We start from the raw sequence: 22,930 nt of genomic DNA on the forward strand, positions 1-22,930 counted from the left end.
GCTCGGGTGCGTTCCTGTTCCCGTACCGCGTGTGCCGCCCCAGCGGTGGCGACGATGACGTACGTCTATGCAGACTCCACGGCGGTCCTGGGGCCCCTGTCGCTGACGCCGGAGCCGGGTATCTACGACCTGTGCCAGCGCCACGCGGAGCGCACCAGCCCGCCGAACGGCTGGGAGATGATCCGGCTGCCGCTCAACGGCTCCGCCCCCGCGCCCGTCCAGGAGGCGTCAGACGACCTCATGGCGCTGGCGGACGCGGTGCGGGCCATCGGCCTACGGCATGACGACATCGCGCCGCCGCTGACGAGCGTGGTCATCCCCGCCGTCGCCACTGCGCCTGACCCGGCCCGAGGCGGCCACCTGCGGCTCGTCCCGACGGGTGAGTGACCAGGTTCGCTACCCTGATCAGGTGCTTGAGCGAGACATCTTCAAGGCCAACGACATCCGCGGCATCGTCGTCGGCGACAAACCGCAGTGGGACCTGGACGGGGCCCGCGCGCTGGGCGCCGCCTTCGTCGAATTGCTGGGCCCCGAGGAGTTCGTGCTCGGCCGCGACATGCGGGTGCTGGGCCGCGAACTCTCCTGGGCCTTCATCGACGGGGCTCGCCGCGCCGGCGCCTCCGTGGTGGACATCGGCCTCAGCTCCACAGACCAGTTGTGGTTCGCGTCGGGCCATCTGAGCCTGCCGGGTGTGCAGTTCACCGCCAGCCACAATCCGTCCGAGTACAACGGCATCAAGTTCTGCCTGGCGGACGCCAGGCCAGTGCCGCCGGATTTCATGAACCGGCTGCGTGACCTGGCCGCCTCCGTCGAACTGGGCGGGGAGGTGCGGGGCGAGATCCGCGAACTGGACTGCCTGGAGGACTACGCGGACAAACTGGGTGACCTGGTCCCGGCCACCGGGGAGCGCGAACTCACCGTCGTCCTCGACGCCGGCAACGGGATGGCCGGTCACACCGCGCTGACCGCGTTGGCAGGGCGCTCGCTCGACATCGTCGGCCTCTACCTGGAGTTGGACGGCTCGTTCCCGAACCATCCGGCCAACCCCTTGGAACCGGCGAACCTCGTCGACGCGCAGCGCGCCGTCCTCGACAACGACGCCGACCTCGGCCTGGTCTTCGACGGCGACGCGGACCGCTGCTTCATCATCGACGAGCAGGGTGAAGTGGTGGACCCCTCGGTCATCACGGCCATGATCGCGGTGGCCGAGCTGGTGAAGCATCCGGGCTCCACCATCGTGACCAACACCATCACCTCCTGGGGCGTGGGCGAGGCCGTGGAGGCGGCCGGCGGCGCCATCCGGCAGTCGCGTGTGGGCCACACCTACGTCAAGGCCCTGATGGCCGAAACCGGCGCCGTCTTCGGCGGGGAACACTCCGCGCACTACTACTTCCGCGACTTCTGGTCGGCAGACACCGGCATGCTCGCCGCGCTGCACGTCATCGAACTCCTGCGCTCCGCGGACAGGCCGCTGTCGCAGCTGGCCGCCGTCTACGACTCCTACCGCCGCTCCGGCGAGCTCAACTCCACCGTCGACGACGCGGAGGCCTGCATGGACGCGGTCGCGGCCGCGTTCGAGGGCAGGGGAGAGGCGGACCGGCTCGACGGGCTGAGTGTCCGCAACCCCGCAGAGGGTTGGTGGATCAACCTGCGGCCCAGCAACACCGAACCGCTCCTGCGGCTCAACGTGGAGGCCCGCCAGCAGGCCACGATGAAAGCCCTGCGCGACGAGGTCCTCACCCTCGTCCGGGCCGGGCAACCGAACTAAGCTGACTTCACCACTGAGGAGGAACCATGGCCGAAACTCTCGAGCTGTCGCCCGAATTCATGGCGATCGCCGCGTGCCCCGCGTGCCACGCCAAGTTCGCCGTCGACTACGACCAGCAGGAACTCGTGTGCACCAACAACGCCTGTGCGCTGGCTTACCCGGTGCGCGACGGGATCCCCGTGCTGCTCATCGACCAGGCCCGTAGCACGCAGTGAACGGCCCCCAGTTCGACGATTCGCGCCTCGAAGCTGCTGATCTCGAGCAGCACGAGGGTCTTCGCGCCCTGGCCATGGCCGGTGCCCGTATCCGGCGCGCCGCGCTGACCGAGCCGCACGGGCACCTCGAAAGGGCAGACCGCCCCCGGGGCGTACTGGCGATGGGCGCCGAGTCCAGGCTCGTGCGTGCGGTGCTCGAACCCGCCTGCCCGGTGCCGTTCATGGCCTGGCCGGGCCCCGGGCTGCCCGCCTGGGTGGGTCCGCTGGACCTCGCGGTCATCCTCGGCACGACGGACACTCCCAGCTGGGTGGTGCAGTGCGCCGCGGAGGCCAATCGTCGTGGCGCCACGCTGATCGTCGCCGCCCCTGAGGGCTGCGAACTGACGGAGGCGACGCGCTCCAACTCCACCACGCTGATCGCGCTGGAGGAGAACGACCCCGTGGCGGCCGCTGTCTCCGTGCTGGCCCAACTGGGGGCGCTGGGGCTCGGGCCGCTGGTGTACCCCGAACACGTGGCAGATGCGGCAGACCTCGTGGCCGAGGCGTGCGCGCCCAGCAACGACCTGTCGGAGAACCCGGGCAAGGAACTGGCGCTCGCGCTGGCAGACAGGCTGCCGCTGATCTGGGGTGGCACCACGCTGGCCGCGCGTGCGTCCCGGCGCATCGCCGAGGCGGTCCGCCGCGCCTGTGGCCGCCCCGCGCTCGCCGCCGATGCGTCGGAGATCCGCACCCTGCTGACGTCCGCCCCCATCCGTGACCCGTTCGCAGACCCCTTCGACGGTGACTCCGAGACCCAGCCGGTGTTGGTCCTCCTCGACGACGACAAGCTCCCGGATCGGGTGTCCGGCGTGGCGATGGATCTGGCGGACGTGGCCGAATCGCGCGGCCTGCGGGTCGCCCGGGTCTCGTCCGGCGACGCGGACCTGGCCGCCACGGACGTCGAGCGCTACATGACGCTGCTGCAGAAGGGCCTCTACGGCGCCGCTTACCTGGAGATCGGCCTGACCGCCACCGAGTGACCGATATCCTCAGCGCATGCGCAAGGTTCTCGTCCTCAACGGCCCCAACCTCGGCCGGCTCGGTACCCGTCAGCCGGAGATCTACGGTGGGGTGACGTACGCCGGCCTCGCCGAGCACCTCGTCGAGACCGGTGAGGGCATGGGCCTCGAGGTGGACGTCCGGCAGACGGAGCACGAGGGGCAGATGATCGAGTGGCTCCACGAGGCTGCCGACGGTGACCTCCCGGTCGTCCTCAACGCGGGGGCCTGGACGCACTACTCGTACGCCATCGCGGATGCGGCGGCGCTGACCACCTACGTGGAGGTGCACATCTCCAACGTGCATGCCCGCGAGGGTTTCCGGGAACACAGCGTGCTGTCGGCGAAGGCGGCCGGCATCATCATCGGCTGCGGCGTGGGCGGATATGACCTCGCCTTGGCCCACGTGGCCGCCATGTAGAGTTGGGCCCGTGGATTTTCGTGTAGCTGACCTGTCCCTGGCCGATTTCGGCCGCAAGGAGATCACCCTCGCCGAGCATGAGATGCCCGGCCTGATGGCCATGCGCGAACGGTTCGGTGACTCCAAGCCGCTGAAGGGCGCCCGGATCGCCGGGTCGCTGCACATGACCATCCAGACGGCGGTGCTGATCGAGACCCTCGTCGCGTTGGGCGCCGACGTGCGCTGGGCCTCGTGCAACATCTTCTCCACCCAGGACCACGCGGCCGCGGCCATCGCCGTCGGCCCGGACGGCACGCCGGACAACCCGCAGGGTGTCCCGGTGTTCGCGTGGAAGGGCGAGACGCTGGAGGAGTACTGGTGGTGCACCCGCCAGATCCTCGAATGGCCGGACGGCCGGCACCCCAACATGATCCTCGACGACGGTGGCGACGCCACGCTGCTCGTCCACCAGGGCGTCGGCGCCCAGCGCGCGGGCGAGGCCCCGGCTGACGCCGACGACGACTCGCACGAGTTCCGCGTCGTCAAGCAGACCCTGCGCGACGCGTTCGGCAAGGTGGACTGGGAGGCCCTCGCCGCGTCGATCCAGGGCGTGACCGAGGAGACCACCACCGGCGTGCACCGCCTCTACGAGATGTCGAAGAACGGCACGCTGCTGTTCCCGGCCATCAACGTCAACGACTCGGTGACCAAGTCGAAGTTCGACAACCGGTACGGCTGCCGTCATTCGCTCATCGACGGCATCAACCGCGCCACCGACGTGCTGATCGGCGGCAAGGTCGCCGTCGTGTGCGGCTACGGCGACGTCGGCAAGGGCTGTGCGGAGTCGCTGCGCGGCCAGGGCGCCCGGGTCGTCGTGACGGAGGTGGACCCCATCTGCGCGCTGCAGGCCGCGATGGACGGCTACCAGGTCACCACGCTCGACGACGTGGTGGACACCGCAGACATCTTCGTCACCGCCACCGGCTGCCTCAACGTCATCTCGCACGAGCAGATGGCCCGCATGAAGCACCAGGCCATCGTCGGCAACATCGGCCACTTCGACAACGAGATCGACATGGCCGGCCTCGAATCGCGCACGGATGTGCAGCGCGTGGAGATCAAGCCGCAGGTCCACGAGTGGCGCTTCGACGACGGCCACTCCGTCCTCGTCCTGTCCGAGGGGCGCTTGCTGAACCTGGGCAACGCCACGGGCCACCCGTCGTTCGTGATGAGCAACTCGTTCACCAACCAGGTGCTCGCACAGATCGAGCTCTTCACCAAGCCGGCCGACTACCCGGTGGGCGTCTACGTGCTGCCGAAGCAGCTGGACGAGGAGGTGGCGCGCCTGCACCTGGGCGCGCTGGGCGTGAAGCTCACGGAACTGTCCGCTGCGCAGGCCGCCTACCTGGGTGTGGACGTCGCCGGCCCGTACAAGTCCGAGTACTACCGCTACTGAGCAACACCGCTACGGAAACGAGTCGCCGGCGAGCACCTGCCCGCCGGCGATTCCTTTATCCAACAGTTGAGGGGGAGTGTTACTCGCCCGGCCTCAGCGTCTGCCAGATCTCCTTGCATTCCGGGCACACCGGGAACTTGTCGGGGTTCTTGGTGGGCACCCACACCTTGCCGCACAGCGCCACCACCGGCGTGCCGGTGACCATGGCCTTCATCAGCTTGTCCTTGGGCACGTAGTGCGAGAAGCGGTCTTGGTCGCCGTCCTCGAACAGCTCCGTGCGCTCGTCAACAACAGTCTGGGATCCGGGGGCCAGTTCACTCATGCGACAGATTCTACGTCGCCGCGCAGAGACACGTGCGGCACAATGGGGCGCGGTCAAGGAGGTTTCATGACGCAGGGACGTTGGGCGCTCATCGCGGGCATCATGCTGAGCGTCTTCGCCGTCGCCTTCCAGGCCATCGGCATCGCGACGGCGTTGCCCACCGTCATGGAGGACCTCGGCGCCACCGTCCTGTACCCCTGGGCCTTCACCACCTTCGTGTCGGGCATGCTGCTGGCCGTCGTCGTGGCCGGCCGGGTCACGGACAGGCTCGGCCCGTCGCTGCCCATCTATGTGGGCTTCGCGTTGTTCGGCATCGGGCTGGTCATGGGCTGGCTCGCACCGTCGGTGTGGGTGCTGCTCGCCGGCCGCGTGGTCCAGGGCCTGGGTGCCGGCGCGCTCAACCTCACGCTGATGGTGATCGTCGCACACGGGTTCCGGCCCGAGGACCGGCCCAGGGCCATGGCGTTGGTGTCGTTCTGCTGGCTGCTCCCCGCCTTCGTCGGCCCGCCCATCGCCGCCTGGCTGGCGCTGACCAACTGGCGGCTGGTCTTCGCCGTGATGGTGCCGCTGATGGTCATCGCGTTCGCCATCACGTTGCCCGGGCTGCGGCGCGTCCAGGCGGAGTTCCACGGCGACGGCGACGTGCCGCCCGTCCCGGTCGCCGCCACCATCGCGGTGACGCTGGCGCCGTCGTTCATCCTGCTCGCCGGCCAGCCGCTGGGCCTCTGGCGATGGGTCTCGGCGGCCGCGGGTGTCGCCGCGCTGGCCTGGGGCCTCAAGCGGATCATCGCGCCCAAGGCGCTGGGCTTCGGGCCGGGCATCCCGAGCATCGTGCTGGCCCGCGCCACCCAGGCCGGCGCCTTCTTCGCGGCCGAGACCATCGTGCTGGTCACGCTCCAGCACCTCCGGGGCTACACGCCGTTCCAGGTGGGCCTCGCGCTCACCGTCGGCAGCCTGGGGTGGACCCTCGCGTCCTGGTTGCAGGCGCAGCGCTGGGTGCCGCTCAGCCGGGACGCCTTCATCACGCTGGGGGCGGCCCTCTCCGCGTTCGGGATCGCGACGCTGGTGGCGTTCGCCTGGTTCCCCGGGATGCCGCTGGCGGCGGCGCTGGCCGGGTGGATCGTCGCAGGGCTGGGCATGGGGCTCACGATGCCCAGCAGCTCAGTGGCGGTGATGGGGTTGTCGTCGCAGTTCGAGCAGGGGCGGCACCAGTCGTCGCTCCAACTGGCTGAATCGGTCGGCAACTCCGTGGTGACCGCGGTCGCCGGCGGCATCTACACCGCGCTGCTGTTCGTAGAGCCGAAGAAGCTCAGTTACTCGGTTTCACTCGGTGCGGTGCTGCTCCTCGCGGTGGCGGCCATTGCGCTCAGCCGACGCATCGGCTGGATCGAGAACGAGTTGCGCGTTCAGCGCGTGAGTACGTAGATGGTCAGCCAGATCGTCAGGCCGAGCAGGAGCATGGCGGAACTGGTGACCCACACGTAGAACCACGGCGAGTGCGTCTCGACCGACTTCTTGGGCGCGTAGCGACCCCGGCCGATGTAGTTGTCCAGCATGGAGGCCGGGGTCTCGCTGCGCGAAGGGAGGCTGCCGCCGTTCTGCCTGCCGCCGCTGATCAGCGCGCCCATGGGCTGCGGCGCGGAGGGCATCTGACCGATCACCGCCGTCGTCGAGGTGATGGGCCGCGGCTGGTACGAGTCGCCGCCGGGGAGCTTGTCCGCCAGACGGTCCAGCACCTCCGCGAACTGGGCGGCGGTCTGGGGGCGCCGGTTGGGATCCGGCGAGAGCGCCGAGGCCATCAACTGGTCCAGCAGTTCCGGGGCGCCGATCTGTTCCGCGATGGCGGCCGGGCCGATGGTGTGGTTGCGGTTGAGCAACTCAGCCAGCGTCTTGACCGGGAACGGCGGGCGCCCGGTCAGCAGGGCGTAGGTCACGCAGGCCAGCGAGTAGATGTCTGAGCGCTGGTCCAGCTGCGACGAGTTGGCCTGCTCCAGCGCCATGTAGGCCGGGGTACCGGCGGTCATGGTGTCGCGGTACTCGTCCAGCAGCGACTTCGCCACGCCGAGGTCTGCGAGCATCACCCGCACGCCGCCCGACGAGTTGGTCAGCAGGATGTTGCCGGGCGTGATGTCGCGGTGCACCAGTTGGTTGCGGTGCAGCACCTCGAGCGCGCGGGCGGCCTCGGCGCAGAGGCGCAGCGCCAGGCCGGGGGCCACCATGCGCTTGCGCAGTTGCTCCAGGGAGCCGCCGTTGGCGAGGTCCATCACGAAGTAGGGCTGACCCCGGTCTGTGGTGCCGATGTCGTAGACCCGCACGATGCGTTCATCCGAAATTCGGCGCAGCAGGCGGGCCTCCGCCAGGAAACGGGCGCGCACATCGTCGTTGGTGGCCCAGTTATCGGCGAGCACCTTGACGGCCACCGGCACGTCGAGCGTGTCGTCCTGGCCGCGGTAGACGGTGGCGAAAGACCCGGACCCGATACGTCCGGTGATCCTGTAACGCCCGATCATCTCCATTGCGATAAGCATTCTCCCCTAAAAACAAGCCGCCGGGGAAGTCCGCTGATCTCTGGCATCCTTGGAGCCATGACGAATACCCCGCAGCAGCCCCCCGCCGGTTGGTACCCGGATCCCGCCGGATCCGGGGGTGAGAGGTTCTGGGACGGCGTTGCATGGTCGCAGTCCACCCGGGACAGGGTGGCTCCCGAGGCAGCGCCGGGCGCGGCCCCCAGTGGGCCGACGGGGGCGTCCGGCTTCGGCACCACGCAGTCCTACGCCAGCCCGGCCCGGCAGCAGGAGCAGGCCCAGCAGCAGTACAGCCAGCAGCCCTACGGGCAGCAGCCCCAGTACGGACAGCAGCCGTACCAGCCGCAGTACGGGCAGCAGCCCTACGGCGGCGTGCAAGGCTACGGCGCCGGCTACGGTGCGCAGCAGTTCCCGCGTCCGGCGGGTTTCTGGTGGCGCGTGCTGGGCTACTTCCTCGACGGACTCGTCATGATGATCCCCACCTTCATCGTCGCTTCAGCATTGGGGATCACCAACAGCATGTCCGCCCTGGCCGAGCGCTGGAGCAGGGAGTTCATCATCTGGTCCGAGAGCCAGAGCGGACCCATGCCGGAACTCGCCGGCGCCGAATGGAATTCCCTCCTCCTGCAGGTGTCCCTGGTGCAGGTGGCGGTGTGGGTCGTCTACCGCATCGCCATGTACGCCTGGAAGAGCGCCACGCTCGGGCAGCTGGCCATCGGTGCCCGCACTGTGCCCGCCGCCAACCCGGACGCCAAGATGGGCTGGGGCACGATCGTCCTGCGCTCCATCGTGTCGCCCGTGCTCTACGCGCTGTCCTTCATCGGGCTCATCAACGGGCTCTTCGCGGCCTTCACCCCGCGCAAGCAGACACTCGCAGACCTCATCGCGCGCACCGTCGTCCTGAAGATCCGTTAGGGTCGTTGCGGTGAGCGACGTGTACCCAGGGCTTGCCCAGCTGGCGGAGAAGTTCGGCATCGCCCAGGAATTCTGGGATTGGAAGGGCCGCCACCAGGCCATTCCTGCCGAGACCATCATCGAGGTGCTCCGCGCCTTCGAGATCGACGCCTCCACCCCGCAGGCGGCAGACGACGCGCTCACCCGGTTGGAGGACGACCACTGGCGCCGCACCCTCCCCGCGTGCACCGTGGCGGAAGAGGGCCAGGGCATCCATGTCGACGTGCACGTCCCCGCCGGGACCTCCGTCGAGATCTCGGTGCGGCTGGAATCCGGCGAGACCCGCACCACGTGGCAATCGGAGAACACCAGGCCGGACCGGTGGGTCGACGGTGCACCCATCGGGGAGGCGACCTTCTGGCTGGGCGAAGACCTGCCCATCGGTTACCACGAGATCGTGGCGCACACCGTCGCCGGCACGCACCGGTCGTCGCTGATCATCACGCCGAGCTTCGTCGGCTTCCCCTCGCGCATGCGCGGTAACCGGATCTGGGGCTACGGCACCCAGTTGTACTCGGTCACGTCCTCGCGCTCCTGGGGCATCGGCGACCTGGGCGACCTGGGCGACCTCATCACCTGGTCCGGCACGCGCCAGTTCGCCGGCTACGTGCTGATCAACCCGCTCCACGCGGCTGAGCCGGCACCACCGATCGAGCCGTCGCCGTACCTGCCCGCCAGCCGCCGGTTCATCAACCCCATCTACATCCACCCCGAATCCATCCCCGAGTACGCCACCCTCGGCAAGGACGAGCGCAAGCGGATCAAGCTGTTGCTGGAGCAGGCGCAGGCGGCGGCCGACACCTCCGGCATCGTGGACCGCAACGCCATCTGGCCGTTGAAGCTCGAGGCCCTGCGGATCATTCACGGGGCGGGCATGCGCCCGGCCAGGCACATCGCGTTCCAGGACTTCCGCGGCCGCGAGGGCATCGGCCTGCGGTTCTTCGCACTCTGGAGCGCCCTGAGCATCGAGTTCGGGCAGTTCTGGGCGGAGTGGCCGGAGGCCTACCGCTCGCCCTCGTCGCCCGCGGTGGCTGCCTTCGCCGAGGCGAACGCCGAGGAGGTGGACTTCTTCGAGTGGCTGCAGTGGGTGGCGCAGACGCAGGTGTCCGCCGCCCAGACCGTCGCCGACGAGGTGGGCATGCCGGTGGGCATCGTCACAGACCTCGCCGTCGGCGTGCACCGCTACGGCGCGGAGACGTGGATGATGCCTGACGTGTTCGCACAGGGCATGAGCGTCGGAGCGCCGCCGGACCAGTACAACCAATCGGGGCAGGACTGGGGTCAGCCGCCCTGGCGCCCTGACCGACTCGAGGAACTGGCCTACGAACCGTTCCGCGCCATGGTGGCGGCGGCGTTGCGCCGCGTCGGTGGCCTGCGGGTCGACCACATCATCGGCATGTTCCGCCTGTGGTGGGTGCCGCAGGGGTTGGGCCCCACCGCCGGCACCTACGTGCGCAACAACCATGAGGCCATGATCGGCATCCTGGCGCTGGAGGCTCAGCGCGCCCAGGCGCTCGTCGTCGGGGAAGACCTCGGCACGGTGGAGCCCTGGGTGCGCGACTACCTCTCGCGCCGCGGGCTCCTCGGCACCTCGGTGTTGTGGTTTGAAGCGGGGCTTCAGGGGGAGCCGCTCGACGCGCAGTGGTGGCGCGAGTACTGCATGGCCTCCGTCACCACCCACGACCTGCCGCCGACGCTGGGCTACCTCGCCGGCGACCACGTCCGGCTCCGCCACGACCTGGGGTTGCTCACGGAGCCGCTCGAGACCGAACTCGCGGGGGCGCAGCAGGAGCAGGCGGACTGGGTGACCAAGCTCATCGTCGACGGACTGCTGGATCCCGCGCACCGCGACGACCCCGTCGAGGTGATGCTCGCGCTGCACAAGTTCCTGCTGCGGACCCCGTCGAAGGTGCTGCTGGCAGCCCTCGCGGACGCGGTGGGGGAGCGCCGGGCCCAGAACCAGCCGGGCACCATCAACGAGTACCCGAACTGGCGGGTCCCGTTGGGCGACGCCGCCGGGAAGCGGCTGGATCTGGCGGAGATCTTCCAGGCCGAGCTGCCCCGGCGCCTGGCCGCGGTGATGAACGGGTTCGACAGCCAGCCCGAGTCGCGCTGGGGCTGACCCCGCCCGGGTGAGGCGGCGTCCTGCGCCCTGCGGTGCGGCATACTCGGGCCAGTCGTTGAGGAAGGTGCCCCATGTTTGATCCCGTCAAGATCTACGCGGACGAGTTCGCCCAGGTCCTCGAGCCGGGGGAACGCACCGTGGCCGCGCCGTACGTCGCCTACATGGCGGGTAGGGAGCAGACCGGCCCCGAGGACAATGTCGTCACGTTCGACATCATCGACGGATTGACGGTGCCCAAGTGGAACCGGGCCGCCGAATCCGCCATCTCGGGCCTGACGTTGAACGGCTCGCAGGCATCCCTGGCCGCGGGCGTGGCACGGGCTTTCGACGGACACGCCCACCTGGTGTTGACCGACGCGCGGGTGCTCGCCGTCGACCTGCCGGTGAACGGCACCCCCGTCGTCAAGGGCGCCTGGCCGCTCGATGCGGTGGCGGAGATCCGGCACGACCCACGGCTGGGGCAGCACGGCCGGCTGCGGCTCACGATGTCAGACGGCTCGATGGTGCGGCTCGTCGCAGGCCTGTTCTTCTGGCGGCGCGCCCAGCGGCTCGTCACGGCGTGGCGTGAGCTTGTCGGCCTCGCGCGGTAACAGGCTGCGCTAGCTGAGCTTGCGCAGGATCTCGTCGAGCTGGTCGTCGACGGCGGCGAGGCGTCCTTCCAGGGCGGTCATGTCCGTGTCGAAGTGGCTGAGCAGCTTGTCCAGGGTTTCGCTGAGCGGCTGGGCGTCGTCGCGCCCCACCTGCGACGAGGCGAGCGCCCGGTTCGTGGCCGCGGGCACCTGGGCCAGGGTCTCCGGCCGCACGTCCTGTACGTAGCAGGCCGTGAGACGGCGCGTCCTCGCGTCGACCTGAATGACCACCGCGCCGTCGTCAGAGGCTCCCTCGAAGGTGCGCAGCACGTCTCCCGCCGGAGGCGCATCGTCATCCGGGAGCACCCCCGTCTCGAGCACCGCCCGGAGTTGCGGGGAGAGCAGGCTGCCGGATGCGACGCGGCTCTCGATGTCGCGCTCGGCGTGGGCCAGTGCGTCGTTGATGGCCTGCACGAGGGCGGTCCCGGCCTGGGCCGGCCGTTCCACCGGCCCGGCGTCGGTGGACAGCACCGACAGGCCGCCGTCGACGACGGCCGTGGCCGTGCCGTCCTGGCTGTGCCCGGTGTAGGTGGCCTCGGCGAGTGCCATCAGTTCCCTCAACTGGGGGCTGTCGAGAGCGTCGCGTGGGAAATCAGACATGAAGGAATTGAAGCATGACCAGGGGTGGACCCGGCATGACGTACGTTGGGCCGGTGACAGATTTCGCGGTGAGTTACCCGGACCTACGCGCCGCCGGAGAGCGTTTCGGCGAGATGCACACCACAGCAGCTGACCAGGTGTCGACGCTGGGCTCGGTGCATCTGGCCCAGGCAGACTTCGGACGCGTCCCGTGGTTGCAGACGCGCATCTTCGAGGCATTCCAGGAGCACACCGCCGAGTGCACCACGGTCCTGCAGGAACTGGCAGAAGTGCTGGGCTCCACGTCCGATGGGCTCCAGTTGTGCGCAGAGTCGTACGAGGCCATCGACGCCGCCGCCACTGAGGCCATCAACAACTTCTTCGGGGAGGCCGGGCAGTGACCGAGTACAACAACTCCCTGGACTCCTGGTACCAGCAGTGCCCGTGGCCGGTGCAGCAGGTGCTCGAATGGCCCTACCAGAAGACGTCTGAGGCGCTCCGCTGGATCACGGGTAATCCCAACAAGGTCGCCGGCCACGCGCCCACCTACGACGCCATCGCCCAGCGGGTGCAGCAGTTGGCGGCGGAGGTGGAATCGGCCCGGGCCGGCATCGGGATGTGGGACGGCCAGGCCCGGATGGCGTTCGACGCGAAGATGCAGCAGGTGCGTCAGAGACTCGAGTCACTGGCGCCGGCCATCTCGCAGACACAGGAGATCCTGCGCTCAGCCGCGGAGACGAGCGTCAGCTGCGCCAACCTGATCCTCGACATCATCCGCGGCGTCATCGAGTTCCTGGTGTCATCGCTGGCGGTGGCGGGCGCGTTGGCCGTCTTCACGGCCGGTGCGTCCGCGGTCGCCTGGGTAGCCGCGAACCTGGCCAAGGGTGCGCAGGCGTTGGCCAGCGTGCTGAAGGGGGTCGAGCGGGCCGCCAAGGTGCTCCAGGCGCTGGCGCGGGCCCTGACGAAGATTCAGGCCGTGATGAAGAAGGTGGCCGACGTCCTCAAAGCCATCCGCGAGCTGTTCCTGGCCATCGAGAAGGCCAAGAAGGGCACCGGGCTGGTGGACAAGGCAGTGCTCACCGCGCTGGCCGCCCCCATCAAGATCCCCACCAACCTGGCGGGCAACGCCGCGCTCGGCGGGGTCAGCGCCGTGACCGGGGTGCCGGGCCTGTCGATGCCCGGCGGCGTTGGCGAGGTGCTCAACGCCGGAGGTGACGCCACCGACGCCGTCGGAAGTTCCAACGAGGCGGTGGGTGCCGCGCGCTGACCGCGTCAGAGGTTCGTGACGATCGGTGCCGCCTGGTACGGGTTGGTCGTCACATCGCCGGCGGCGTCCAGGATGACGGTCTCCAGCGCCGGGTCTCCCTTCGAGATCCGCAGGGCGGACATCGGCAGCTCAGCCAGCGACTCGCGGTGGCGGCGTCGGGCGTCGTCGAGCGTGGCGTGATGCACCAGCTCGCCACCCTGGTAGATGGGCACCAGGAGTTCGCGGTCGTTGCCGTCGTTGACCGGCGGGGTGCCCAGCCCGATCACCTCGGATTCGGCCCGCCCGTCGGGGCCCATCCGGCGCATCGCGAACTTGCGGCCGCCCAGCGTGTTCTTGCCCTTGGACTTCTTCCCGACCGGCACCCAGGGGGCGTCGGGTGCCTCGGATTCAGCGCGGGCCACCAGCTTGTAGACGAAGCCGCAGGTGGGGTGGCCGGAGCCGGTCACCAGCGAGGTGCCGACGCCGTACCCGTCGACGGGGGAGCCCTGCAACTGGGCGATCTGCCACTCGTCGAGGTCTGAGGTGACCATGATCTTGGTGGCGGTGGCGCCGAGGTCGTCGAGGAGGTCTCTCGCCTGGCGGGCCATGATGGCGAGATCGCCGGAATCCAGGCGGATTGACCCGAGCCGGCCCTCCGTCAGCTCGACGCCCAGCCGGATGGCGGCCTCCACGTCATAGGTGTCGACGAGCAGCGTGGTGTTGTCGCCCAGCGTGGCCAGTTGGGCGCGGAACGCGTCCTCTTCCGTGTCGTGCAGCAGCGTGAACGAGTGGGCGGCGGTGCCGATCGTCGGGATGCCGTGGGTGCGCCCCGCCTCCAGGTTCGACGTGGACGCGAAACCCGCCACGTACGCCGCGCGGGCTGCGGCGACGGCGGAGTACTCCTGCGTCCTGCGGGCGCCCATCTCCGCGCACGCCCGGTTGCCGGCCATCGCGGTCATGCGCGACGCTGCGGCGGCGATGGCGGAATCGTGGTTGTAGATGCTGAGCAGGACGGTCTCCAGGAGCACCGCCTCGGCGAAGGTGCCCTCGACGGACAGCACCGGGGAACCGGGGAAATACACCTCACCCTCGGGATAGCCCCAGATGTCGCCGGTGAACCGGTAGGTGGCCAGGTACTCGGCCAACTCGTCGTGGATGATGTTCTTCCCCAACAGGAAGCTGAGCTCCTCGTCGCCGAAGCGGAAGTTCTCGATGGCATCGATCGCACGCCCCAGGCCGGCCACGACGCCGTAGCGGCGGCCCTCGGGGAGGCGACGGGTGAACAGGTCGAACAGACTCCGCCGCTGCGCGGTGCCGGCGTTCATCGCCGCCTGCACCATCGTCAGCTCGTAATGATCGGTCAGCAGGGCTGTGGTCATGCGCTTCAGCGTAGTGGCAGAGTAGGGGGCATGAGCCAAGCACCAGCAGGAGGGGTTGAGGTCGTCGAGCAACCCACTGAGACGCCGTTGAGCGCCGCGCCGTGGGTCACCATCGTGTGGGATGACCCGGTCAACCTGATGAGCTACGTCACCTACGTGTTCCAGGAGTACTTCAAGTACCCGCTGGAGAAGGCGGAGGAACTCATGCTGCGCGTGCACCACGAAGGCAAGGCTGTGGTCTCCACCGGCAACCGCGAAGCCATGGAACGCGACGTGCTGGCCATGCAGGGGTACAACCTGTGGGCCACGATGGAGCAGTCGTGACCCTGGAGCCTGAGGACATCGTCTGGGAATTCGACGGCGCGGACGGCCGCGACAAGGGGCTGGCCTCCATGGTGCGGTTCTACACCCAGCACCTGGAGGAGCTCCTCCCCGCCGAGAGCGACGACCCGTTCGAGCAGATCGTCGCCGACATGTCCGACGACCCCACCAACCGGATGCTGGCCAACCCCCGCCTGGCCCGGCTGTTCCCGGCCGCGCTGGGCGACGCGAAGCAGACCGACGAGTTCTGGCGCGACTCCATCCACGCCCAGACGAGGGCGCGGATCGAGGCGGCCCAGGTGGTCGTGGACAATCTGGACGCCTACCACGACTACATCCCGGTGACGCTCGGCGCGGTCGACGACTGGGCCCGCACCCTGGGTGCGCTGCGGCTGTTCTGGTGGGCGGAACTGGCCGGCACCGAGCGACTGGCTCGGCCGACGCCGGCGGTCGCCTCAGCGAATCCCGGCCTGGTGGACCTCGTCGAATGGCTGGGGTACATCCTGGAGGACCTCATCGATTCGCGGGAGCGCTGCCTGCGCACCGGGTCCGTGTACGACCCCGACGATTACGAACCATTGACAGGCCCAGACGCCTAGTATCGGTGGATGCCAGGAGCCGCGAAACCACCCACCTCCCTGCACACCATGGGGCAGCAGCAGGACCGCCGCAGCTGGGCTGAGCCCTACCGGATCAAGATGGTCGAGCCGCTGCACATGACCACCGCCGAGGAGCGGAAGGCGGCGCTCGCTGAGGCCGGGTACAACACCTTTCTGTTACGTTCGCGGGACGTGTACATCGACCTGCTGACAGACTCCGGCACCAACGCGATGAGCGACCGCCAGTGGGCCGGCATCATGCTGGGGGACGAGGCCTACGCCGGCAGCGAGAACTTCTACCACCTCGAACAGACCGTGCGGGAATGCTACGGCTGGGAGTACCTGGTGCCGACCCATCAGGGGCGCGGCGCGGAGAACCTGCTCTCCCAGAGCCTCATCAAGCCGGGCGACCACGTGCCCGGCAACATGTATTTCACCACCACCCGCTTCCATCAGGAGCGCGCCGGCGCCACGTTCCACGACATCATCATCGACGAGGCGCATGACTCGCACTCGCTGCACCCGTTCAAGGGAAACGTCGACCTGGAGAAGCTCTCTTCGCTGATCGACGAGGTGGGCGCCGACAAGATCCCGTACGTGTGCGTCGCGGCGACGGTGAACATGGCCGGCGGGCAGCCCATCTCCATGGCGAACCTGCGTGCGGTGAGAGAACTCACCCAGCAGCACGGCATCCCGATCTACCTGGACGCCACCCGCGCGATGGAGAACGCACTGTTCATCCAGGAGCGCGAGGAGGGCTACGCGGACGAACCGATCGCCGAGATCCTGAGGGAGTTCTGTTCGCACACCGACGGCGCCACCATGTCCGGCAAGAAGGACCCGCTGGTCAACATCGGTGGTTGGCTGAGCACGAACAACCGCGAACTCTTCGAGGAGGCGCGCAACCTGGTGGTGGTCTACGAGGGCCTCCACACGTACGGCGGGATGGCTGGACGCGACATGGAGGCCATGGCGATCGGCATCCGCGAGGCGCTCAACGACGACTACATGAAGAGCCGCGTCGGCCAGGTCCGGTACCTCGGCGCCCTCCTGGAGCAGTGGGGCGTCCCGTTCGTGAAACCAGTGGGGGGCCACGCCATCTTCCTCGACGCGCGCGACTTCTATCCGCACCTCGGGCAGGACCAGTTCCCCGCCCAGACCCTGGCCGCGGAGCTGTATCTCGAGTCCGGGGTCCGGGCCATGGAACGGGGCATCGTGTCGGCCGGCCGTGACGCCGTGACCGGTGAGAACCACCGTCCGAAGCTGGAGCTGACGCGCCTCACCATCCCGCGGCGGGTCTACACGCAGGCGCACATGGATGTGGTGGCCGAATCGGTGAAGGCCTGCTTCGACCACCCCGAATCCGTGCGTGGGCTCAGGATGGTCTACGAGCCCCGGTACCTGCGCTTCTTCCAGGCCCGCTTCGAACCCCTCTGATATCCCCCACGATGTGGGCGTGCGGCGCTCGCCATCTGGGGGAGCCCCGCACGCCCACATAGTTGGAGGATTGGGGCAGAGGGCTAGACTCACCGCTCGTGACCAGCATCGAGCAACCCATCGGCGTCTTCGACTCCGGATTCGGTGGTCTCACCGTCCTCCGCTCGCTGGTCGAGCAGTTGCCCAACGAAGACTTCGTCTACCTCGGCGACACCGCGCGCGCGCCGTACGGCCCCCGCGCCATCGCAGAAGTGCGCAGGTTCGCCCTCCAGGGGCTGGACCACCTCGTGGAGCGGGGCGTCAAGGCGCTCGTCATCGCCTGCAACTCCGCATCCTCCGCCGTGCTGCGCGACGCCCGCGAACGCTACGACGTGCCGATCACCGAGGTCGTCCTACCCGCAGCGAGCCGTGCGGTCGCCGCCACCCGCAACGGCAGGGTCGGCGTGGTCGCCACTCAGTCGACGGTGAACTCACGCTCCTACGAGGACGCCTTCGCCATCGCGCCCCACATCTCCCTGACCCCGCAGGCCTGCCCGCGTTTCGTGGAGTTCGTGGAAGCGGGCATCACCGGCGGCGACGAGTTGCTGGGCATCGCGGAGGAGTACCTGGCCTCCATCAAGAAGGCCCAGGTCGACACCCTGATCCTCGGCTGCACGCATTACCCGCTGCTCCAGGGCCTCATCGGCTATGTGCTGGGCACCGGCGTGACACTGGTCTCGTCGGCGGAGGCCTGCGCCCAGTCGACCTACTCGCAGCTCACCCAGGCGGGCCTGCTGCACCACCAGCCACGGGAGGCGGAGCGCATCTTCCTCACCACGGGAGACGCCCATAACTTCCAGGGAATCGGGCGTAGATTATTGGGTGGCTTCGTCACGGACGCCACCACCGTCGTCATCGACCACGATTGAGGAGATACGCCATGTGCATGAAAGTCACCTGCGCCCAGTGCGGAAAGCCCACCTGGCAGGGCTGCGGAGCCCACATCGAAGAGGCCCTCGAGGGCGTCCCCGTCCCCGAGCGCTGCGACTGCCCCCGCTGACCAGAGAAGCTAAGTTGGAGCCCATGACTGTGACTCGCATCGACGGCCGCACCACTGATCAACTGCGCCCGGTGCGCATCACCCGAAACTGGCTGGACCACGCGGAAGGTTCCGTGCTCGTCGAGTTCGGCCGCACCCGGGTGCTGGTGGCAGCATCCGTGACCGTCGGGGTGCCGCGCTGGCGCTCCGGTTCGGGCCTCGGCTGGGTGACCGCCGAATACGCCATGCTGCCCCGCGCCACTCACACCCGCTCGGATCGCGAGTCGATCCGCGGCAAGGTGGGCGGCCGCACCCACGAGATCTCCCGCCTCATCGGCCGCTCGCTGCGCGCCGTCGTGGACTACAAGGCGCTGGGCGAGAACACCATCGTCCTCGACTGCGACGTGCTCCAGGCCGACGGTGGTACGCGCACCGCTGCCATCACCGGCGCCTACGTGGCCCTCGCGGACGCCGTCGCCCATCTGCGCGGCCTCGGCGCCCTGGCTGGAGAACCCCTGACCGACTCCGTTGCCGCGGTCTCCGTCGGCTTCGACAAGGCGGGCACCGCGCTGCTGGACCTCTGTTACGACGAGGACGTGGCCGCGGAGACCGACATGAACATCGTGATGACGGGCTCCGGCAAGTTCATCGAGGTTCAGGGCACCGCCGAGGGCGTGCCGTTCAGCCGTGAGGAGTTGGGGGAGCTCATCGACCTCGGCACCGTCGGCTGCGCCGAACTGACCCGGATTCAGCGCGAGGCGCTGGCGTGACCCGCCCAGACAAGCTGGTGCTGGCCACCAACAACCCGAAGAAGCTCAGGGAACTGCGGCGCATCCTCGAGGGCGCCAGCCTCGACATCGAGGTGTTCGGGCTGGGCGACTTCGAGCGCTACCCCGAACCCGAGGAGGCCGAGCGCACGTTCGAGGGCAACGCCTTCCTCAAGGCCGAGGCGGCCATGCGCGCGACGGGGCTGCTCGCCGTCGCGGACGACTCCGGCCTGGAAGTCGACGAACTCAACGGCATGCCCGGGGTGCGTTCCGCACGCTGGGCCGGCCCTGCGTGCGATGACGAGGACAACAACGCGCTCCTGCTGGCCCAGCTGGACGGGCTGCCAGACGAGCGTCGCTCCGCCCGATTCGTCTGCGCCCTGGCCATGGTCGCGCCAGACGGCGAGCGCCGCGTGTGGCACGGCCGCATGCCCGGACGGATCAACGACCGGCCCGCGGGGGAGAACGGCTTCGGCTACGACCCGCTGTTCGTGCCCGCCGGGATGACCGTCACGTCGAGTGAGCTGACGGCGGAGGAGAAGGACTCGATCTCGCACCGCGGCATCGCCGTGCGTGCGTTCGTCGATTACCTCAAGGAACTCGGCTGACATGCGCCAGTACCACCAGCTGCTGCGGCACATCATGGACACCGGCGTCGACAAGTCCGATCGCACCGGCACGGGCACCCGGTCGGTGTTCGGCCACCAGCTTCGCTTCGACCTGCGCGACGGGTTCCCCCTGCTGACCACCAAGAAGGTGCACACCCGCTCCGTCTTCGGCGAGCTGCTGTGGTTCCTGCGCGGCGACACCAACATCGGCTGGCTGCACGACAACGGCATCAGCATCTGGGACGAGTGGGCGGACGCCGACGGAAACCTCGGCCCGGTCTACGGCTACCAGTGGCGCTCCTGGCCCACCCCGGACGGGCGGCATGTCGACCAGATCGCCAAGGTCATCGAGTCGCTGCGCGCCAACCCGGATTCGCGTCGCCACATCGTGTCGGCCTGGAACGTGGCGGACGTCGACGACATGGCGCTGCCGCCGTGCCACACGATGTTCCAGTTCTACGTCGCGCCGTCGGCCGACGGCGGCCCGGGCACTCTCAGCTGCCAGCTGTACCAGCGCTCGGCCGACGTGTTCCTCGGCGTGCCGTTCAACATCGCCTCGTACGCGCTGCTCACGCACCTGGTGGCCCAGGTCACCGGCCTGCGGGTGGGTGAGTTCGTCCACACCTTCGGCGACGCCCACATCTACTCCAACCACTTCAACCAGGTCGCCGAGCAGTTGGCGCGGGAGTTCCGGCCGCTGCCGACCCTGCACCTCAACCCGGATGTGCGCGAGATCGACGCGTTCGAACTGGGCGACATCGTGGTGGAGGGCTACGACCCGCACCCCGCCATCAAGGCACCCATCGCGGTGTGACCCCGCTGAGCTACCCTTCTCGCATGAGTGAACTGCGCCCCCACTTCCCGGAGCGCGACGCCTATCTCGACCGGTTGGCGCAGCACTACGCCGACGGACTCTTGGACGACGCCGACTTCGAGGCCCGCCGCGACGTGGTGCTTCAGTCGACCAGCCACGGAGACGCGTTGCGCGCCTTCGACGGGCTGCCGCAGCCGCGGTACCGGGAGGGCACCCGCACCGGCCGGCCGGCCGGCCTAGGGCGACGGGGGCTGCTGATCGGCGGGCTCGCCGCGGCTGCAGTGGTCGGCGTCGGTGGCATCGCGGCCTTGGTGTTCGGCGCCCGGTTGGGTGACCCCATGATGGGGGGACCGATGATGGAGGAGGTCTGGCCCCAGCCCTCCATGGGCGGTGGGGACGTCGAGACCTATGCGATGGACTACGGGGCAATCGAGGAGACCTTCTTCACGCTGCAGGAGCGTGGCCTGACGCTGATCAGTGAGTTCACCGTCGAGATCGGCGGGGTGACGGGGACGGCGATGTCACCGAGGTCGCCTGGTGAACTGCGGGCCTTCAGCCGGCGGATCGACCGGCCCATGGTCATCTCTGAGGGGTCTGAGGCCGAGGTGCCGCCCGCCGTGGAGCTGGAGCCCTGGCAGTCGCTGGTGATGATGAGCATCGAGCAGGCGCCGATGGACCTGGGCGGATACGGCCATGCCGACCGCGTCGAGCTCGTGTTCACGGATCGCGGGAGTCCCACGGCACTGGTGACGGTGCTCGCCATTGAGGACGCGCACCCGCTGGGCACCGCGCAGTACGACGTTGACGGAAACCTGATCGCTCTGGAGGAGAACCCGTGAGAATCGTCGCTATCGCGGCAGTGGCAGACAACGGGGTCATCGGTTCCGGTGACGACATGCTGTGGCACATCCCGCCGGACTTCCGCCGCTTCAAGGCCGTCACCAGCGGCAACACGCTGATCTTCGGGCGTAAGACGCACGAGCAGATCGGCCGGACGTTGCCGGACCGCCGGATCATCGTCGTGACGCGCGATCCCGAGTGGCGCGACGACGGCGTCGAGGTGGCTCACTCCATCACCGAAGCGCTCGACCTGGCCGCGGAGACGCCGGAGCGCATCTGTTACGTCGGCGGGGGCAGCGAGATCTACGCGGGGGCGTGGCCGTACCTGACGGAGCTCGACATCACGCACGTGCACCAGGAGCCGGAGGGCGTCGCCAAGTTCCCGCTGATCTCCCGCAACGAATGGACCGAGGTGAGCCGCGAGGTGCACCAGGGCTACGACTTCGCCCAGTACCGCCCGACCCCGTCCGCCGGTTCCTGAGCCAGCCGGCACCGGCTGGTCAGAGACCCCCGAGGATCTCCATGCGCCGCATCCTCCACCTTGACCTCGACGCGTTCTTCGCGGCCGTCGAGCAGCGCGACAAGCCGTCCCTGCGGGGCAAGCCCGTCGTCGTGGGCGGCTCGGGGCCGCGAGGCGTGGTGGCGACGGCGAGCTACGAGGCGAGGAAGTTCGGCGTTCGCTCCGCGATGTCCGGCACCGAGGCGCGACGGCGGGCTCCGCACGCGGCCTTCCTCGGCGGCCGGTTCCAGGCCTACCGGGCGTCGTCGCGGGTGGTGATGGGGCTCCTGCGTGAAGTGTCGCCCCTGGTGGAGCCGTTGAGCCTCGATGAGGCTTTCGTCGACCTCGAACCCAGCGGCTGGCCCGACGACGAACTGGGCGAGCGCGTCGAATGGTTGCGCGCCGAGCTGGAGCGGCGGACGGAAGGGCTTACCGCCTCGGTGGGGGTGGGTTCCGCGAAGTTCCTGGCCAAGCTGGCCAGCGAGGCCGCCAAGCCGAACGGCCACCGGATCCTGCGGCCCGAGGAGGAACTGGATTTCCTGGCGCCACTGGCGGTGCGGGCCATCCCCGGCGTTGGCCCAGCGACGGAGCAGCGGCTCGTCGGCATAGGTCTGCACATCATCGAAGACCTGCGCGGGGCCGACCGGAAGGAGCTGGTCAGGGAACTCGGCCAGTCGGCGGGGGAGAGCCTCGCGGAACTCGCCTGGGGCCGCGACCCGAGGCGTGTGCAACCGCAACGCGACCCGAAATCGATCTCCACCGAGGACACGTTCGCCGTCGACCTGACCGACCGCGGCCAACTGGAACAGATCCTGCGCCGCGACTCGGCGGACGTGGCCCGACGGCTCACGCGGGCCGGCTTCTTCGCGCGCACTGTCACCCTAAAGGTGCGGTTCGCCGACTTCACGACGCGCACCATCGCCCGCAGCCTCGGGGGCGCCACCGCCGACGGCGCCGAGATCGCCGCCGAAGGCATCAGCCTCCTCGGCGATGTGGACATCCGCGCGGGCGTGCGGCTGTTGGGCATCGGCGTGTCCAATTTCGTGACGGCCGCGCAGGAGAAGCTCTTCGACCTCGGACCCGGGTCTGCGGCCGGCGCCGGCGGCGCCGTCGACGTGACCGAGCAGACGGTGGCCAGTGACGACACCGGGGCGATCCCCCTCAGCGGGGTGCGTGGGCAGGGTGGCTTCTACCCGGGCGCCGACGTCGAGCACGACGAGCACGGCCGCGGCTGGGTCTGGGGATCCGGCCTGGGGCGGGTGACGGTGCGGTTCGAGTCGCGACACAGCGGGCGCGGCCGCATCGCCACGTTCCCCGTCGACGATCCGGCACTACACCCGGCAGACCCTGAGCCGCTCGCCTTCCCGCTGCCGGACGAGGACGCTGATTGAG

Annotated in this window: 26 protein-coding genes; 22 read left to right on the top strand and 4 right to left on the bottom strand. The window is 69.1% G+C overall.

Going from position 1 to position 22,930, the window contains the following annotated elements; genetic code table 11:
* Positions 1-6: 6 nt before the first annotated feature.
* The 6 genes from C3E87_RS05410 to ahcY are packed head-to-tail and all read left to right on the top strand — an operon-like array spanning position 7 to position 4,876.
* Positions 7-387, top strand: a complete 381-nt coding sequence (locus C3E87_RS05410; protein WP_255362903.1) for a DUF3499 domain-containing protein — start codon at positions 7-9, stop codon at positions 385-387.
* Positions 388-409: 22 nt separating this feature from the next.
* Complete coding sequence (gene manB / locus C3E87_RS05415) at positions 410-1,768, top strand: phosphomannomutase/phosphoglucomutase (protein ID WP_076060326.1); 1,359 nt, start codon at positions 410-412, stop codon at positions 1,766-1,768.
* A 26-nt stretch (positions 1,769-1,794) separates the two neighbouring features.
* Positions 1,795-1,983, top strand: a complete 189-nt coding sequence (locus C3E87_RS05420) for a Trm112 family protein (protein WP_076060328.1) — start codon at positions 1,795-1,797, stop codon at positions 1,981-1,983.
* Positions 1,980-3,002 carry an SIS domain-containing protein gene (locus C3E87_RS05425; protein ID WP_076060331.1) on the top strand — a complete coding sequence of 341 codons (1,023 nt, stop codon included), beginning with the start codon at positions 1,980-1,982 and terminating at the stop codon, positions 3,000-3,002. Before C3E87_RS05420 ends, C3E87_RS05425 begins: the two co-directional genes overlap by 4 nt.
* Before the next feature lie 16 nt (positions 3,003-3,018).
* Positions 3,019-3,441 (top strand): type II 3-dehydroquinate dehydratase, encoded by a 423-nt coding sequence (locus C3E87_RS05430; protein WP_076060333.1) that lies wholly within the window; start codon positions 3,019-3,021, stop codon positions 3,439-3,441.
* Positions 3,407-4,876, top strand: coding sequence for an adenosylhomocysteinase (ahcY, locus tag C3E87_RS05435; RefSeq protein ID WP_076060336.1), 1,470 nt, complete (start codon positions 3,407-3,409; stop codon positions 4,874-4,876). Before C3E87_RS05430 ends, ahcY begins: the two co-directional genes overlap by 35 nt.
* A gap of 79 nt (positions 4,877-4,955) precedes the next feature.
* Here the strand turns inward: ahcY and C3E87_RS05440 are convergent, their stop codons facing one another.
* Positions 4,956-5,198: a DUF3039 domain-containing protein gene (locus C3E87_RS05440; RefSeq protein WP_182764474.1), complete on the bottom strand. Its 243-nt coding sequence runs from the start codon at positions 5,196-5,198 to the stop codon at positions 4,956-4,958.
* A 66-nt stretch (positions 5,199-5,264) separates the two neighbouring features.
* On the opposite strand from C3E87_RS05440, the gene C3E87_RS05445 reads away from it, so the two are divergent.
* Entirely contained in the window at positions 5,265-6,623 is a 1,359-nt protein-coding gene (locus tag C3E87_RS05445) for an MFS transporter (protein ID WP_076060338.1), read from the top strand.
* Here C3E87_RS05445 and C3E87_RS05450 read toward each other — a convergent pair.
* On the bottom strand, positions 6,605-7,726 hold the full coding sequence (locus C3E87_RS05450; RefSeq protein ID WP_083665428.1) for a serine/threonine-protein kinase: 1,122 nt from the start codon (positions 7,724-7,726) through the stop codon (positions 6,605-6,607). The genes C3E87_RS05445 and C3E87_RS05450 overlap by 19 nt on opposite strands.
* Before the next feature lie 57 nt (positions 7,727-7,783).
* Here C3E87_RS05450 and C3E87_RS05455 point away from each other — a divergent pair, with 57 nt between their 5' ends.
* The 3 genes from C3E87_RS05455 (at position 7,784) to C3E87_RS05465 (ending at position 11,392) form a co-directional block, all read left to right on the top strand.
* Complete coding sequence (locus C3E87_RS05455; protein WP_076060343.1) at positions 7,784-8,638, top strand: RDD family protein; 855 nt, start codon at positions 7,784-7,786, stop codon at positions 8,636-8,638.
* Between the two features lie 10 nt (positions 8,639-8,648).
* Positions 8,649-10,799: a 4-alpha-glucanotransferase gene (gene malQ / locus C3E87_RS05460; RefSeq protein WP_076060345.1), complete on the top strand. Its 2,151-nt coding sequence runs from the start codon at positions 8,649-8,651 to the stop codon at positions 10,797-10,799.
* A gap of 74 nt (positions 10,800-10,873) precedes the next feature.
* Positions 10,874-11,392, top strand: a complete 519-nt coding sequence (locus tag C3E87_RS05465) for a hypothetical protein (protein ID WP_076060348.1) — start codon at positions 10,874-10,876, stop codon at positions 11,390-11,392.
* A gap of 9 nt (positions 11,393-11,401) precedes the next feature.
* Here the strand turns inward: C3E87_RS05465 and C3E87_RS05470 are convergent, their stop codons facing one another.
* Positions 11,402-12,031: a YbaB/EbfC family nucleoid-associated protein gene (locus tag C3E87_RS05470; RefSeq protein ID WP_143570906.1), complete on the bottom strand. Its 630-nt coding sequence runs from the start codon at positions 12,029-12,031 to the stop codon at positions 11,402-11,404.
* Positions 12,032-12,045: 14 nt separating this feature from the next.
* Here C3E87_RS05470 and C3E87_RS05475 point away from each other — a divergent pair, with 14 nt between their 5' ends.
* A complete protein-coding gene (locus C3E87_RS05475) occupies positions 12,046-12,411 on the top strand; it encodes a hypothetical protein (RefSeq protein WP_143570907.1) in 366 nt (121 codons plus the stop codon).
* Positions 12,408-13,277, top strand: coding sequence for a WXG100 family type VII secretion target (locus tag C3E87_RS05480; RefSeq protein WP_076060355.1), 870 nt, complete (start codon positions 12,408-12,410; stop codon positions 13,275-13,277). The genes C3E87_RS05475 and C3E87_RS05480 overlap by 4 nt, the downstream gene beginning before the upstream one ends.
* A gap of 5 nt (positions 13,278-13,282) precedes the next feature.
* On the opposite strand, the gene C3E87_RS05485 is transcribed toward C3E87_RS05480, so the two are convergent.
* Positions 13,283-14,644: a nicotinate phosphoribosyltransferase gene (locus tag C3E87_RS05485; RefSeq protein WP_255362908.1), complete on the bottom strand. Its 1,362-nt coding sequence runs from the start codon at positions 14,642-14,644 to the stop codon at positions 13,283-13,285.
* A gap of 21 nt (positions 14,645-14,665) precedes the next feature.
* Here C3E87_RS05485 and clpS point away from each other — a divergent pair, with 21 nt between their 5' ends.
* The 10 genes from clpS (at position 14,666) to C3E87_RS05535 (ending at position 22,929) form a co-directional block, all read left to right on the top strand.
* Positions 14,666-14,959, top strand: coding sequence for an ATP-dependent Clp protease adapter ClpS (clpS, locus tag C3E87_RS05490; protein WP_076060360.1), 294 nt, complete (start codon positions 14,666-14,668; stop codon positions 14,957-14,959).
* Complete coding sequence (locus C3E87_RS05495) at positions 14,956-15,555, top strand: DUF2017 family protein (protein WP_076060363.1); 600 nt, start codon at positions 14,956-14,958, stop codon at positions 15,553-15,555. Before clpS ends, C3E87_RS05495 begins: the two co-directional genes overlap by 4 nt.
* Before the next feature lie 9 nt (positions 15,556-15,564).
* Positions 15,565-16,992 carry a tyrosine phenol-lyase gene (locus tag C3E87_RS05500; protein WP_076060366.1) on the top strand — a complete coding sequence of 476 codons (1,428 nt, stop codon included), beginning with the start codon at positions 15,565-15,567 and terminating at the stop codon, positions 16,990-16,992.
* Between the two features lie 98 nt (positions 16,993-17,090).
* Positions 17,091-17,900 carry a glutamate racemase gene (murI, locus tag C3E87_RS05505; protein ID WP_076060368.1) on the top strand — a complete coding sequence of 270 codons (810 nt, stop codon included), beginning with the start codon at positions 17,091-17,093 and terminating at the stop codon, positions 17,898-17,900.
* A 154-nt stretch (positions 17,901-18,054) separates the two neighbouring features.
* Positions 18,055-18,780 (top strand): ribonuclease PH, encoded by a 726-nt coding sequence (rph, locus tag C3E87_RS05510; protein WP_076060371.1) that lies wholly within the window; start codon positions 18,055-18,057, stop codon positions 18,778-18,780.
* Positions 18,777-19,385, top strand: coding sequence for an RdgB/HAM1 family non-canonical purine NTP pyrophosphatase (gene rdgB / locus C3E87_RS05515; protein WP_076060374.1), 609 nt, complete (start codon positions 18,777-18,779; stop codon positions 19,383-19,385). The genes rph and rdgB overlap by 4 nt, the downstream gene beginning before the upstream one ends.
* 1 nt (position 19,386) lies before the next feature.
* The gene (locus tag C3E87_RS05520) at positions 19,387-20,199 is read left to right on the top strand and encodes a thymidylate synthase (protein ID WP_076060376.1); all 813 of its coding nucleotides are present in this window, start codon (positions 19,387-19,389) and stop codon (positions 20,197-20,199) included.
* Between the two features lie 23 nt (positions 20,200-20,222).
* A complete protein-coding gene (locus C3E87_RS05525) occupies positions 20,223-21,038 on the top strand; it encodes a DUF1707 domain-containing protein (RefSeq protein WP_143570908.1) in 816 nt (271 codons plus the stop codon).
* Positions 21,035-21,520 (top strand): dihydrofolate reductase, encoded by a 486-nt coding sequence (locus tag C3E87_RS05530; protein WP_076060381.1) that lies wholly within the window; start codon positions 21,035-21,037, stop codon positions 21,518-21,520. Before C3E87_RS05525 ends, C3E87_RS05530 begins: the two co-directional genes overlap by 4 nt.
* A 41-nt stretch (positions 21,521-21,561) precedes the next feature.
* Positions 21,562-22,929, top strand: coding sequence for a DNA polymerase IV (locus C3E87_RS05535; RefSeq protein WP_076060383.1), 1,368 nt, complete (start codon positions 21,562-21,564; stop codon positions 22,927-22,929).
* Position 22,930: the final 1 nt, after the last annotated feature.

The organism is Tessaracoccus sp. ZS01, from assembly GCF_022342445.1.
In the GTDB taxonomy this organism is placed as follows: domain Bacteria; phylum Actinomycetota; class Actinomycetes; order Propionibacteriales; family Propionibacteriaceae; genus Arachnia.

Bases quoted from the DNA above. Each gene is read 5' to 3' on its own strand.
- C3E87_RS05445 (WP_076060338.1), top strand. From the start codon at position 5,265: ATGACGCAGGGACGTTGGGCGCTCATCGCGGGCATCATGCTGAGCGTC.
- C3E87_RS05500 (WP_076060366.1), top strand. From the start codon at position 15,565: ATGCCAGGAGCCGCGAAACCACCCACCTCCCTGCACACCATGGGGCAG.
- C3E87_RS05535 (WP_076060383.1), top strand. From the start codon at position 21,562: ATGCGCCGCATCCTCCACCTTGACCTCGACGCGTTCTTCGCGGCCGTC.
- C3E87_RS05465 (WP_076060348.1), top strand. From the start codon at position 10,874: ATGTTTGATCCCGTCAAGATCTACGCGGACGAGTTCGCCCAGGTCCTC.
- C3E87_RS05520 (WP_076060376.1), top strand. From the start codon at position 19,387: ATGCGCCAGTACCACCAGCTGCTGCGGCACATCATGGACACCGGCGTC.
- C3E87_RS05420 (WP_076060328.1), top strand. From the start codon at position 1,795: ATGGCCGAAACTCTCGAGCTGTCGCCCGAATTCATGGCGATCGCCGCG.
- C3E87_RS05455 (WP_076060343.1), top strand. From the start codon at position 7,784: ATGACGAATACCCCGCAGCAGCCCCCCGCCGGTTGGTACCCGGATCCC.
- clpS (WP_076060360.1), top strand. From the start codon at position 14,666: ATGAGCCAAGCACCAGCAGGAGGGGTTGAGGTCGTCGAGCAACCCACT.
- C3E87_RS05430 (WP_076060333.1), top strand. From the start codon at position 3,019: ATGCGCAAGGTTCTCGTCCTCAACGGCCCCAACCTCGGCCGGCTCGGT.
- rph (WP_076060371.1), top strand. From the start codon at position 18,055: ATGACTGTGACTCGCATCGACGGCCGCACCACTGATCAACTGCGCCCG.
- C3E87_RS05470 (WP_143570906.1), bottom strand. From the start codon at position 12,031: ATGTCTGATTTCCCACGCGACGCTCTCGACAGCCCCCAGTTGAGGGAA.
- C3E87_RS05440 (WP_182764474.1), bottom strand. From the start codon at position 5,198: ATGAGTGAACTGGCCCCCGGATCCCAGACTGTTGTTGACGAGCGCACG.
- C3E87_RS05525 (WP_143570908.1), top strand. From the start codon at position 20,223: ATGAGTGAACTGCGCCCCCACTTCCCGGAGCGCGACGCCTATCTCGAC.
- C3E87_RS05475 (WP_143570907.1), top strand. From the start codon at position 12,046: ATGACCAGGGGTGGACCCGGCATGACGTACGTTGGGCCGGTGACAGAT.
- C3E87_RS05450 (WP_083665428.1), bottom strand. From the start codon at position 7,726: ATGCTTATCGCAATGGAGATGATCGGGCGTTACAGGATCACCGGACGT.
- ahcY (WP_076060336.1), top strand. From the start codon at position 3,407: ATGACCTCGCCTTGGCCCACGTGGCCGCCATGTAGAGTTGGGCCCGTG.